Source organism: Sphingopyxis flava (assembly GCF_900168005.1).
GTDB lineage: Bacteria > Pseudomonadota > Alphaproteobacteria > Sphingomonadales > Sphingomonadaceae > Sphingopyxis > Sphingopyxis flava.
On sequence record NZ_FUYP01000002.1, the window covers coordinates 1 to 12,740 of the forward strand.

Annotated in this window: 13 protein-coding genes; 6 read left to right on the top strand and 7 right to left on the bottom strand. The window is 59.2% G+C overall.

Annotation, left to right across the window (positions count from 1 at the left end; genetic code table 11):
• On the top strand, positions 1-196 hold a 196-nt coding region (locus tag B5X69_RS01505), incomplete at its 5' end, for a transposase (RefSeq protein ID WP_176141479.1).
• A gap of 88 nt (positions 197-284) precedes the next feature.
• Here the strand turns inward: B5X69_RS01505 and B5X69_RS01510 are convergent.
• Together B5X69_RS01510 and B5X69_RS01515 are read right to left on the bottom strand one after the other, a co-directional pair.
• Positions 285-1,169 (bottom strand): ImmA/IrrE family metallo-endopeptidase, encoded by an 885-nt coding sequence (locus B5X69_RS01510; protein ID WP_079636947.1) that lies wholly within the window; start codon positions 1,167-1,169, stop codon positions 285-287.
• On the bottom strand, positions 1,166-1,501 hold the full coding sequence (locus B5X69_RS01515) for a helix-turn-helix domain-containing protein (protein WP_079636948.1): 336 nt from the start codon (positions 1,499-1,501) through the stop codon (positions 1,166-1,168). Before B5X69_RS01515 ends, B5X69_RS01510 begins: the two co-directional genes overlap by 4 nt.
• Before the next feature lie 152 nt (positions 1,502-1,653).
• Between B5X69_RS01515 and B5X69_RS21280 the strand changes: the two genes are divergently transcribed.
• The 4 genes from B5X69_RS21280 to B5X69_RS01530 are packed head-to-tail and all read left to right on the top strand — an operon-like array spanning position 1,654 to position 3,611.
• Positions 1,654-1,791 (top strand): hypothetical protein, encoded by a 138-nt coding sequence (locus B5X69_RS21280; RefSeq protein ID WP_176141480.1) that lies wholly within the window; start codon positions 1,654-1,656, stop codon positions 1,789-1,791.
• Between the two features lie 9 nt (positions 1,792-1,800).
• Complete coding sequence (locus B5X69_RS01520; protein ID WP_079636949.1) at positions 1,801-2,058, top strand: multiubiquitin domain-containing protein; 258 nt, start codon at positions 1,801-1,803, stop codon at positions 2,056-2,058.
• Positions 2,033-3,232, top strand: a complete 1,200-nt coding sequence (locus B5X69_RS01525) for a ThiF family adenylyltransferase (RefSeq protein WP_079636950.1) — start codon at positions 2,033-2,035, stop codon at positions 3,230-3,232. Before B5X69_RS01520 ends, B5X69_RS01525 begins: the two co-directional genes overlap by 26 nt.
• Positions 3,216-3,611 carry a ubiquitination-like system serine protease family protein gene (locus B5X69_RS01530; RefSeq protein ID WP_079636951.1) on the top strand — a complete coding sequence of 132 codons (396 nt, stop codon included), beginning with the start codon at positions 3,216-3,218 and terminating at the stop codon, positions 3,609-3,611. The genes B5X69_RS01525 and B5X69_RS01530 overlap by 17 nt, the downstream gene beginning before the upstream one ends.
• A 21-nt stretch (positions 3,612-3,632) precedes the next feature.
• On the opposite strand, the gene B5X69_RS01535 is transcribed toward B5X69_RS01530, so the two are convergent.
• From B5X69_RS01535 to guaA, 4 genes are all read right to left on the bottom strand, one after another.
• Positions 3,633-4,313: a DUF7002 family protein gene (locus B5X69_RS01535; RefSeq protein ID WP_139375623.1), complete on the bottom strand. Its 681-nt coding sequence runs from the start codon at positions 4,311-4,313 to the stop codon at positions 3,633-3,635.
• Positions 4,310-5,914, bottom strand: a complete 1,605-nt coding sequence (locus tag B5X69_RS01540) for an adenylosuccinate synthetase (protein WP_217699091.1) — start codon at positions 5,912-5,914, stop codon at positions 4,310-4,312. The genes B5X69_RS01535 and B5X69_RS01540 overlap by 4 nt, the downstream gene beginning before the upstream one ends.
• Before the next feature lie 23 nt (positions 5,915-5,937).
• A complete protein-coding gene (locus tag B5X69_RS01545) occupies positions 5,938-7,275 on the bottom strand; it encodes an ImmA/IrrE family metallo-endopeptidase (protein WP_176141481.1) in 1,338 nt (445 codons plus the stop codon).
• A 622-nt stretch (positions 7,276-7,897) separates the two neighbouring features.
• A complete protein-coding gene (gene guaA, locus B5X69_RS01550; protein ID WP_079636954.1) occupies positions 7,898-9,484 on the bottom strand; it encodes a glutamine-hydrolyzing GMP synthase in 1,587 nt (528 codons plus the stop codon).
• A 196-nt stretch (positions 9,485-9,680) separates the two neighbouring features.
• On the opposite strand from guaA, the gene B5X69_RS01555 reads away from it, so the two are divergent.
• Positions 9,681-12,188: a TonB-dependent receptor plug domain-containing protein gene (locus B5X69_RS01555; protein ID WP_079636955.1), complete on the top strand. Its 2,508-nt coding sequence runs from the start codon at positions 9,681-9,683 to the stop codon at positions 12,186-12,188.
• A gap of 308 nt (positions 12,189-12,496) precedes the next feature.
• Here B5X69_RS01555 and B5X69_RS20825 read toward each other — a convergent pair whose 3' ends face one another.
• Positions 12,497-12,694: a hypothetical protein gene (locus B5X69_RS20825; protein WP_139375624.1), complete on the bottom strand. Its 198-nt coding sequence runs from the start codon at positions 12,692-12,694 to the stop codon at positions 12,497-12,499.
• Between the last annotated feature and the right edge of the window lie 46 nt (positions 12,695-12,740).

The window sequence follows — 12,740 nt, forward strand, 5'->3', positions numbered from 1 at the left end:
GCTGCCGCCGAGGTGTCCCGAACTCAACCCGGTCGAGAACGTCTGGCAGTTCATGCGCGACAACTGGCTTTCGAACCGCATCTTCAAATCCTACGCCGATATCGTCGATCATTGCTGCTTCGCTTGGAACCGCCTTGTCGATCAGCCCTGGCGCATCATGTCCCTTGGCATGCGCCACTGGGCCCATGGGTTCTGATCAATGAGACTTGGTATTAGTCGGAATGAGAACGGAAGATAATGGGAACATGCGCGAGGCCCGGCGAGGTCGCTCCAACCAGTGCAGTTTACCGACCGCGTGCAAACTTTGGCGTGTAGCTTTCGATCAGTTGAGCCTCTTCATCCTCCACCTCGTCAGGATCATCGGGTAAATTGTCGCTGCTAAGCACAGTTAGCGTAAAGCCGTAGGATCCCAATCCAACGACCTGTTCGTCCAGCGCGATACGCCGATCCCCATTGAACCAGCAATTCAGATTGGTCTCCTCACATGCACGCATTCCCGATGCAACATTCGTGGCACTGGCATTGAATCGACGTGTTAGCGTATCAGGGAGCGCATCGCCCTTGCGCAAATATGTGAGCGCTCCCAGTTGCTTAAATCCGTCCGACATAAACGCATAGCGCACCTCGTCACCTCGGCTCACGACGATCGCGACAGGATAGGGGCTGCATTCGGCCGTGCGGATTGCCGATGCAGTTAAAGAGCAGTGGGACACGTCAGCTAGCGCTTCGATGCCCTCCAACCCGATCGGTTCGTCCGCCAAATGGCGGCGCACTAACGTTGTCGGCAACAAAAGACCGGATGCAAAGTGATCCGCTTCGATCTCGATCGCCTGCCCACCTTCGGTGAAACCTGCTCGTGAGACATGGGCCGCGCCGATCTTCAGTATCGCCTCTGGGTGTCCTTTGAGGAAATAATGCCCCAGCTCATGCGCCACGGTGAATCGCTGGAAACCGAGGCTTTTGATATCGGTCGAATAAAAGATTCCCACATCGTCCCCGAAAAAGACGATGCCTCCACTGACGCCTATCTGGTCCGGTTTCTTGGGCGAAAGCTCTATGCCTTCGCCCCGCGCGATTTCAAATGGATCGATCGGGAATGAATCATAGCCCAGCTCCCTAGCCTTTTGTTCGCCGCATTTGCGGGCCCAGGAAGGTTTCGGCGCCGTCACTCCGAGCCAGACTCACGGCGCTGAATCATCACATCGATCATCATCTGGATGTGCTCGCGGTCTCCATGTGAGAGATTTTCCTCGCCTCGGAACGCAGTAGTCGCACCCTCCATTGTCGCCGAACGCCCAAGGAGGAAATCGGACGACACATTTAGCGCGCGTGCCAGCGCCCGCACATTTGCAAACGACGGCTTACGTCGGTCACGTTCGAAATGCCCGATGGCAGCCGGCTGCAGCTTAGCCAATTTTGCAACTTCGGCTTGGCTCAGTCCCCGCGTCTCACGCGCACGGGCAAGCCGAGCGCCAAAGTCGTCGGATTCATCTTCAATCATTGACTATACGTTCCCAGATCATGTATACCTACGATATCGTAGGAAGGATGGATCGCCCGAGGTCCATATATTTTTTGCCGGAACTACCTACGAAAACGTAGTCTTTTGTACGACGAATCGGGCAAGTCGTCAAGTCGAGAAGGTAGAAGAGAATGGCGAAGAAGCCCGAAGTTACGAGCAAGGCTGCGGCCACGGCCGCGTCGAAGGTCCTCCGCGACCCCAAGTCCAGCGCGGCCGCAAAGACGGCGGCCGCATCCGCGCTGACCCAGCGCCCCAACCGCAAAAAGTAGGAAAAAGACATGGGTAATGACAAGCCCAAGAAGACCGTCACGATCGTCGTCGAAGGCACCGAGCATGAATGGCCCAAGGGCGACATTAGCTACGCTGAGGTCGTGACCCTCGAAGTGCCGGACTATGCCCAGCACCCCGAGATCACCTACTCGGTGCGCTACAAGCGCGGTCATGGGAACAAGCCCGAAGGCACGCTCGCACCGGGAGCCAGCGTCAAGGTCAAGGAAGGCATGATCTTCAATGTATCAGAAACTGGTCAGTCGTAACCCGGACCTGGCCACGCTGGTCGAACGCGGCTTCGCTGTCGCGTTCGACAGCAACTGCCTGATCATCCGAGATATACCGTACCTAGATGCGGCGGGTGCGCTGCAAATGGGTGCGATCGTCGCCAAGCTAATTTTCATCGATAGCGAGCGCGTAGAGCAGGACGATCACCAGATTTACTTTGCAGGTAGCCATCCGCATCAACTCGACGGGACAGCAATTCCCAACCTCGGCGGCGGGGAAACATCGATTCAGTTGAGCGCAGCTGCTGGCGATGTCACGGTGCAGCGCTCCTTCTCCAACAAGCCGATGCCGAAGGGCAAGTTCGATGACTTTTTGGAGAAGGTCGAAAGTTACGTTTCCATCATTTCGGGTCCAGCGATCGAGCGATTTGGTGCAACTCCTCACACCTTCCGGGTTGTGGAAACGATGGAGTCTGACCCCATCTTCAAGTTCCAGGACACCCTCACCTCGCGTGCGCAGATTGCCGATCTAAATGCCGGATTTGCAGACGAACGTGTCGCTGTCATAGGGCTCGGAGGAACCGGGGCTTATCTGCTCGACTTGCTCGTGCGAACGCCGGTGCCTGAAGTACTGGGCTTCGATAGCGACACCTACCATGTCCACACCGCGTTTCGATCGCCAGGTCGCCTCGACCCCGCTGAACTTGGCAGTAGCAAAGCCGACGTCTACGATGGCCGCTACGAAAATTTTCGCCACGGGCTTCGTATCCAGGCTGCTCATATCGACGAAAGCACGGCCCATCATTTGGACGGCGTGACATTCGCCTTTGTGTGTGTTGATAAAGGCTCTTCGCGCGCCGGAATTTTCGATGTGCTGATCGCGCGAGGGATTCCCTTCATCGATGTCGGCATGGGCCTGAATCGCAAACATGGCCTTCTCGACGGCATGATGCGCGCAACCTACTTCAGCGCTGAAGATGCAGCGTCTATGCGCGAGCGCGGCCTCGTCGAGCTGGCCGATACCGAAAATGATCTTTATCGGTCGAATATTCAGATTGGCGAACTCAACGCGCTGAACGCCTGTCTGGCCTTGATCCGCTATAAGCAATTACGCGGCTTCTACCACGACACGGAGCAGGCGAAGCATATGCTCTTCGGCATCGGTGACATACACATCGTCAGGGAGAACTTCGCAGATGAAAATCCGGCTTGAACGCGTGCGCGCCATGCCGGCCAGACTTGAGCCGGGCGTGCTTTATGTCTCGGAAGAATTTGAGACTGCCGCACACCTCTGCGCGTGCGGGTGCGGTTCAAAGGTGCGTACACCTCTTGCTGCCACTGAGTGGCAATTCACGGATCATCCCCAAGGCCCATCTCTATATCCCTCCATCGGCAATTGGCAGCGGCCTTGCCAATCGCATTATTGGATCCGCCGGGGTGAAATAGAATGGTCGGTCAGATGGTCGGCACAACAGATTGCAAATGGCCGTGCGGCTGAGGATCAGCGACGCGAGAGCTATTATGCCGGGCGTTATCCGGAGACGTGGTGGACCCGATTTATTCTTTGGCTCAAGGCGATGCTCGGCCGTTAGAGTTCAAGCGGCCGCAAGCGTTTAATCGGCCTTTTCGTACAGAGTCTCGATTTCGACGTCCCCCTTCTTCACGATCACACGGTTTACGTACGCTGCAAGGTCGGGAACTGAATGATCGACAGCAAGTTCGACAACTCGTTCCTTTTTGCCCCGTTTTTTGCGCCAGTCCGCGTAAGGATAATCAGAGATGCGCGAAAATATCGTCTCGTCCCGCGCGCGCGGGTAAGGCTTTGTACAACCGCTATTTATCGGACAAAGCGTAATACTGGCCCGATGCGCGTCGATCAGCGCGCGGGTATCGATTTCAAGTACGTCATGTTCGTGATCCCGGTAGGCCTTCGCATCGGTCAGTTTGTGGAGCCGCTCGATTGACAGCCAGAAGAAGACCCTGGAGTTGAGCAGGCCGTACCAGTCTTGCGGTTTCAGCCGGGCTGGGAGTGCCCGAATCAAGCCGCTGTCACTCATCGGAATCTGATCGCGAATAACTGCGCCAGGCAGGCCGTCGGCGGTGATCGCGACGCTTTTGGGTCGGTGCATTCGCTCTATCTGCTCACGTGCAACGCCTTCGATCCCGTAGAGATCCATGAGCGCAGATGTGCTCAGCAACCCGTGCTCTCTAATCGCGGTCCAGGAGCCACGCTCGGCCATATGGTACAACGTCGGGCAATTAGTAATCAGCTCTTCCAGTTCCGCGTCGTTCACCAGGCTCTCCTGTCTATGACGTTGCGCCAGCCAAAATTCGTCGACAGCAGCGAGACCGGACGTCCAGCTACGCGTTCGACTTCCTCGACGAAGCGAATAGTCTCGTTGGTCAGTTGCTCGAACCTAAATGCCTCGCGGTTTTCGATACCAAAATAGTCGACGAAAGTGAGCGCAATATCTGTGGGGCCATTGAGCTGCACCGAGTCCTTGAACTGCTCCCAGTCGAACTCGGCGATCCGCCGCGGCCGATTAGTCGTCGTCGTGCGTTCGGCCACCTTGAGAGGGTCCAGCGGAATGCCGCTTCGAACATGAATTTCTTCCATGTCGACTTCATTCTCCATCGGCCCGGACGGACCGCCGACGCGAATAGGAAAGGTTCGGCAGACCATGATGACCCGTCTCACATTCGAGGGCGCAATCCCGGCATCCGCGAGACATCCGGCGACGGTCGTGTCGCGTGTCGTAACATGCGGATATTGCCCGTGGTGCACGCTGAGCGATGTTCCCTGCGTCCCTTCCAGCAGTATTCTATGACCATTGACAAACGCGTCGGCGAGAACCTTTCGGGCGCTACCGATAAATGGCTTCAGGTCCTCACAGTCCTTTGCAAGGAACAACTTCTCTCCGGATTTATAGTCCGATCGCCCTGTGAGCTTTCTTGCCGAGGCAACGCCAACGCCTTGCGCCGTCGAGCTGATATTGCCGAATAGCCTCTCCTCTTCCTCGATGTCTTCGTCGCTAATGATCATTGCCTGAGCGTCTATGGTGAGGCGGTCGCGGTCGATACTGTGTTCCGCAAGTTCGTCGAGCAGTTTCTTGGGGTTTATGACAGCCCCAGGCCCGAGAAGGAGGCGAGCGTTCGGTGCTCGTTTCGTTCCCGATGGCAAGTGATAATATTTTTCCGGCTTTGGCTCGGCGAATACTTGATGACCGGCATTCGGTCCGCCGACACGCACAAGCAAATCGTATTCCGTTGCGATATGCCCGACGATATTACCTTTGCCTTCGCTGCCATACTGGCCGCCGATTAGGACATCGACGAGCTTTTCGCCGCCACGCGGATATAGATCGAGCAGCGCGGTCGCGCGAACTAGTACGGCGCCCGCCGTACAACGATCAGTGTCGACGACCACATCAGCCAGCGCGGCAAGCTGCCCGATGTCGCGTTCTGTCTTATTTTTCTTGAGCGCTTCATATTCGACACCGGCATCCTCGTTCCGCGCTCGGTCGAGATATCGCTGTTTTAATACCGCTGGATCAGCAGTCACGTGAATATGAAAAACGTCCGCGCCATAGGCAGTGCGGATGGCGTTGATTTGACCAGGGATTCGGACGGAATCGACAACATACAAGCCCTTGGGCGTCTGCTCTATCGAAGTCGCTTCGATCTCGCGCTGGAGAGCTTCGGCAACCCATTCGCCACCATCGGACTTGTCGAGCTTTTCGCCGGCCTTTTGAAGAGCTTTCCGCTCAATTTTCGTCCTCGGCAGTTTCCTTAGGATTAGATCCTTGGTTTTCACCACCGTCGCCGCATGTTTTTCGCGAAGCTGATCGACGAGTGCGGATTTTCCCGAGCAAATAGCGCCCGAAACCAGTACCACCCGAAACGGATCTCTACCCTTCTTCAATCGAAGAGCTCGAACTGCTCTCGTCTGGGGGGGATATCATAGACCGTGACTGATAATCCTGCCCGGACCATTTCGTCTTCTATGATTTCCTCGATGACCCCCCAGTCGCCGCCAGCCGATCCCGTCCCGATCCGTGGCATGTGAATGCTTGCTCCCGTTGCGACGGCTTTCGTGGCTATTTCGCGTAATCCCGATTGTAAGGCGCTGTAACGCAATCTGGGGAACAAGGACGGGCCGAACCCCTCTTGCGCAACAATACTCGCAAGCTCGGTTCCTTCGCCAAGATTTACGAATAGAACGCGACCGAGCCGGTCGCCAGGCCCCAGCGACAGAAAAGTTTCGGTGTAATGGAGTTCAGCCTGCGGAAATTTTCGGGCGAACTTCTTCGCTACACCGCCGCCCCATCTGGTCGCCTTATCATTGACGAGTTGGCACAGCAACTTGCTGCCGGTGCCCACCGGCTCGAGAATATTGCCGTGAATATGGCGAATGGGGGTCTTGTCGAACTCTCTTGTGCCGAAACGGACGATACCGGCAACGCGCGGGTAACGCGATCCGGGATAGCCCGGGATTCCGACAAATTCGATCGGCGTTTCTCCAGCGACAAACCAGCTTTCGACTGCTCGGTCGGTATGGCCGATGGCCGTGCAATTATGAACGGCACTCTCAGAGGGAATAATCCGGCCTTCGACCCCCACCCGCGGGGCTAGCGGCGAAGAAACGGCATAGTCGACCCGATACCGGCGGCCATGCTCGCCGCCGCTGACCGGCGACGCAAAAAACACCGAGACAGGAGCTTCTGCAACCTTTGCAAGGCGAATCAGAAAGGCTTCAGCAGAGACATCGTAACGGCGGCGCTCACGCATGAGATCTTCGATCGGCGCAACGTCGATGCCCGATGGAAGACTGCCGATCGGCAGCACGAATTCAGACGCTGCGATATTGCACAGCATTTCCAACTGCCAATTATCCACCTCGCTCTCGTGGCGGCTCCTATTTCGCACTTCGTCTCGCCAGTCAGGAAACAACAAGTGCGCCAGCTCATGCGCTATCGTGAAGCGCACACGCTCTCTGGGTTGCTGCGGATTGAATTCGATAACGGGACGACCGTCTAATTCGAAAAGTCGGGCATCGGCGATATTGGCGTTCGCCGACATCTTGGCGCCGAGCAGTTCGACGATCTTGACAGGATTGAATGGGGGGCCTTGCCACCCGGCCTCGCGTGCCCGCAAAACCAGCGCACGCGCTGCTTCCTGAACGGCAGTGAGAGGGTCGGCGCCCGAAGCGAGCGCCAGAGCGGATTTATTCGTCCATGTGATGCCAGCATTTGCCATGGCGCTGCTCGCTAAACGATGGAACCTCATGCGGCCAGAGCCGATACTGCTCGGCCGCGCTGAAGCGCGAATCTTTGGCGTCGACTATCGCCCGCTCGGTGCAAACGCACTGTCGGCCCGCCGACCACAAAGGCCTGCCTCAGGATGAGCATGACGCAAGTGCCAGCCGCAAGCAAGTTTGTGCCATATCGGACGGTCGCCCCTCTCTCAACGAAACCATAGCATCGCGTCACAACAAATCGAGAGCACAGCTCCCATTTATTTACAGCCATATTGAAGCGTTTTTGTTCCCAAGAAGCGATAGCTTGCGTGTCCATCTAATCGTTTTGCTGAGACTGGATATCGTGCTTGCAAGATAGAGTCCGCTTATGGGTGTCGTTGAGCGAAGACACAAACGACCGACATGAGGCGCGAAGGAGACCCGCCTTTATGCACGCTATTCTACGCCAGAGCACTCCCACCCATCGAAGCCGTTTTACATCATCCGGCGAGTGCGCGCAGATCAGTCCGGCGGGACAGATGGAGTAGACCAGCTAATGGGAGTGAAAGACGAACCAGAACAGCAATCAAGCGAAGGCGAAAACCACCGCCGAAACTACGCTATTGCCGCCGTTTGTATCCGTCACTCCCACTCGATCGTGCCCGGCGGCTTCGATGTATAGTCGTAAACCACGCGGTTGATGCCCTGCACTTCATTGATAATGCGCGTTGCGCAGCGGCTGAGGAAGATCGCGTCGAACGGGTAGATGTCGGCGGTCATGCCGTCGGTTGATGTGACGGCGCGCAGCGCGCAGACGTGGTCGTAGGTGCGCCCGTCGCCCATGACCCCGACAGTCTTGACGGGAAGCAGTACCGCGAATGCCTGCCAGATGGCGTCATAGAGGCCCGCGTTGCGAATTTCCTCGAGATAGATCGCGTCGGCCTTGCGCAGGATGTCGCAGCGTTCCTTGCTGACTTCGCCCGGGATGCGGATTGCGAGGCCAGGGCCGGGGAAGGGATGGCGGCCGACGAAGACCTCGGGAAGGCCAAGCTCCTTGCCGAGCAAGCGCACCTCGTCCTTGAAGAGCTCGCGTAGCGGTTCGACGAGCTTCATGTTCATCCGTTCGGGTAAGCCGCCGACATTGTGGTGGCTCTTGATTGTCACGCTCGGCCCGCCTGTGAAGGAAACGCTTTCGATCACGTCAGGATAGAGGGTTCCTTGGGCGAGGAAATCCGCGCCGCCAAGCTTCTTCGCTTCTTCTTCGAATACATTGATGAATTCGGCGCCGATGAACTTACGCTTCTTTTCGGGGTCGGTGACCCCTGCGAGGCCCGCCATGAAGCGCTCCTCGGCATCAACGACAACGAGCGGGATGTTGTAATGGTCGCGAAATAGCCGCTCGACCTGTGTTCGCTCGCTCATGCGAAGGAGACCGTGATCGACGAACACGCATGTGAGCTGCTCGCCGATTGCTTCGTGGATCAGAACCGCTGCCACCGCGCTGTCGACACCGCCCGACAGACCGCAGAGCACGCGTTGGTCGCCGACTTGCGCGCGGATGTCGGCGATTTTCGTGGCGCGAAATTCAGCCATCGTCCAGTCGCCCGAGCAGCCGCACACGTGGCGGACGAAATTTGCGATGAGCTTGGCGCCGTCGGGCGTGTGTACGACCTCCGGGTGGAATTGGGTTCCGTAGTAGCGGCGCGCGTCGTCGGCGATGAGCGCGAAGGGCGCGCCGTCGCTGATCGCCACGATACGGAAACCCGGAGCGAACTGGGTCACCCGGTCACCGTGGCTCATCCACACTTGATGCCGCTCGCCGACGTCCCATAGGCCGTCGAAGAGTACGCAAGGTTCGGTAACGGTCAGGAAGGCGCGGCCGAATTCGCCGTCGCGCTCACCGTCTGCCCCGCCAGGTTCGACTTGTCCGCCGAGCTGCTGCGTCATGACCTGCTGACCGTAGCAGATGCCAAGAATCGGAAGGCCGCTGTCAAAGATCGCCTGCGGCGCGCGAGGACTGCCCGCGGCGGGCACCGATGCGGGCGAGCCTGAAAGGATGATGCCCTTTGGCTGCATCCGCTTGAGCGCAGTTTCGGCGCTGCTGAAAGGAACGATCTCGCTGTAAACGCCCGCCTCGCGTACGCGGCGGGCGATGAGTTGAGTGACCTGACTGCCAAAGTCGACGATCAGGATGGATTCGGGGGCGGGCAAGTTATCTGGAGTCGGCATGGGGGGCCGATAAAGAGGCGCGTCGCTGCTGTCTAGCGGTCGCTGCCGGGAACTCGTCGAACTTTTATCGCGTTGCCATAATGCTGCGACAAATTGCGACGAGATGAACCGCCGGGACGAATCGCCGTCAGGCCGGGTTCAGACCGGCGTAACTAAGAAAAAACCAAGACAAGACCATATGAAGGCTCTCCTTCCCATGAAAAACCTCTGCTTTTCCATGTCTGTTCGCGCCCTGTTACTTGCAGGTGCTGCAACTTTAGCCGGCCCTGCGTCTGCCGCCGATGCCGATACGTTGTCCGATTTGAGCGCGGTGGCCCCGGACGATCAGTCGTTCGACACCGGCACGAGCGTGCCAGAAACCGATTATGACGTTGAGGACGAGGGCGAGATCGTTGTCACCGCCCAGCGCCTCGCCGGGCAGCTGGAGACCGACATCGCGGCCGAGGCCGAGCTCGATGAGGCGGCAATCGCAAGTTATGGCGCCTCGTCTATCGAGGAGCTTCTCGCCTCGCTCGAGCCGATCACGCGGTCGGGGCGCGGCCGCGGCGGCGGGCGCCCTGTAATCCTCGTCAACGGCCGCCGCATCTCGGGCTTTGGTGCGGTGCGCAACATCCCTCCCGAGGCCATCGCGAAAGTCGAGGTCTTTCCCGAAGAAGTAGCCCTGCAATACGGTTATGCCGCGACGGAGCGGGTGGTCAATTTCGTGCTGAAGGCCGATTTCCGGCAGATGTCGGTTGAGGCAGAGGCGGGCCTGCCAACGCAGGGCGGCCAGTTCATGAGCGAGCTGGAACCCGCTTTTACTGCGATCGGAAAGAACGGGAGGCTCAACCTCAACGCAAGCTGGGAACATCAGACGATGTTGCTCGAGAGCGAGCGCGACCTCGTGTACGATGACCCGGTCCTTGCAGCAGGTGCAGCGGCTCGCAGTCTCTCATCGGCGAGCGACCAATATGTCATCGACGGCACGCTGGTGCGCAACATCGACAAGGTCACCGAAGCGTCGGTAAGCTTGCGCTTCGACCAGACCGACAGTTTGAACCTGCTCGGCCCTGATCTGGGCGGAGCGGGCGACCCGCTGCGCCGCGAAACCCGCACGCAGAACTGGACGGGCTCCGCCAGCGTCAATGGTATGCTCGGCGACTGGCGCTGGGCCGTCACCGGTAATTTTGCCGACGCCGACACGCGCACCTTGACCGACCGCGCGGGCGGTACCCGCGACCGCTTCGACAGCTCTCAGCAGAGCTTTGGCGCTAACACCAATTTCTCGGGCAGTCTGGGCGAAGCTTGGGCCGGCCCGCTTCGTTTGTCGGCGACCGCGAGCTATTCGGGGCTGCGATACGACAGTCAGTCGCAGCGCGGCGGGGCGGTGACGACTACTGACCTCTCGCGCGATGTGCCGAGCGTGTTTGGCTCGCTCAATATCCCGCTGCTCGATCCCGATTATGGCGTGGGGCCGATTCGCGTTTCGGCGACGTTGAGCGGGCAGGTGCAAAGACCAAGCGACTTCAAGACGCTGACGAATTGGGGTGCGAACCTCAATTTCATCGTAACCAGCAATCTTTCGCTCGTTGCGAGCTTCAACAGCGACGAGGAAGCGCCCAGCGTGACGCAGCTCGGCGCCGCGCCGCTCACGACCGAGGGGGTCACCTACTACGACCTTGCGACCGGGCAGACGGGGCTGATCACGACCACCACCGGAGGTAATCCTTTCCTGCTCCCCGAGCGGCGGCGGGATTTCAAGCTGGGGCTCAACTGGGAGGTTCCGATGGTCGAGGGGCTGCGCCTTTCAGTCAATTACAACCGAAACAAGAGCTATGACACGGCGAATAGCTTCCCGCCGCTGACCCCCGAGATTGAGGGGGCTTTCCCCGATCGTGTGACGCGCGCGCCGGACGGCACTCTGCTCGCTGTCGATCAGAGGCCGGTTAACTTCGACCGCGCCAGTAATTCGCAAATTCGCTGGGGCGTCAATTTTGGCAAGAGCTTTGGTCAACCTGAACCCCGGGCCCCTGGTGGCGAAGGCCGCCGCATTGCGGGCGGCGGCCCGGCGGGCCGGGGCGCGCCGCCGGTCGAAGGCGGCGATACCCCGCCGCGGCCCGAGCGCGCGGTTCGCGGCGAGAGCCAGCAGACCGCATCGCCGCCGGCGGCAGCGGATGGTCCGCGGCGCGGCGGTGGCCGCGGCTTCGGCCGGGGCGGACGCGGCGGGGCATTCGGCGGCGCCCAGCAGGGCGGTCGCTGGCAGGTGTCACTCTATCATACCATCAAGCTGACCGACAAAGTACTGATCGGCCCCGGCGTTCCCGAGCTCGATCTGCTCAACGGATCGGCGACGGGCAATGGCGGCGGGAGCACCCGCCACCTAGTCGAACTGGACGGGGGGGTCTTCTACAAGGGAATCGGCGCCCGGGTCGGCGCAAAATATGACAGCGGCAGCACAGTGGCGGGCGGCGCCAACGGCGATCTTCGCTTCCACGACCTGGCGACCTTCAATTTGCGCCTCTTTGCCGATTTCAACCAGATGCCCAAGCTGACCGAGGATCTCGCGTTCCTCAAGAACTCGCGGTTGCGGCTGTCGGTGAACAATTTGTTTGACGCGCAGCGCAAAGTCACCGACGCGAGCGGGACGGTGCCTTTGATCTATCAGCCGGGCTATATCGATCCGCGTGGCCGCTATGTCGAGCTGCAGTGGCGCAAAGCATTCTGAGGATCACCGCGCTGATCGGGGCCAATGGCTTGCCGGTCGGCTATTGAGAACCAGGCTGGCGTTTCGGATCGAGCCGGGCGCTGCCCGATCATCTTGCGTGTCTCTCTGGTGCGAACTTTTCCGGCCTGAACGGTGAACGCCAGCGCTGGCAGCTTTTTCCCTCCGCGCGGCTCGAGCGCAGAGCGCGAGCGAGATCATTTCCGGGAAGGCGGCAAGAAGAGGCTTTTGTGCAATTCCATGCAACCAAGCGGGTGGTCGAAGCGATCCTCGAATAAAAAGCTGTCAAGCTGGAGAAATTCGCCGCCAGCTCAGCGGCTGGTGCGCGATGCGGCGCCCGGTTTCGGCCACCCCTTTCGGGCCGGGCCGGGCGCCAAGCGCTGACGTTGGAAGCTGATCAGCACGAACGGCGGCACGCAATCCGAAATTGGATAGGGGGCTTCGGCGCCGGTGGGACCGGGCTGGCGCTGCGCAGCAAAACCCAGTTGGAGCAGGACAGCGTCTGTCACCGCCCATTCTTGGAGCGCGGTCCTACGTTTCTCCCTTGCGCGCAAG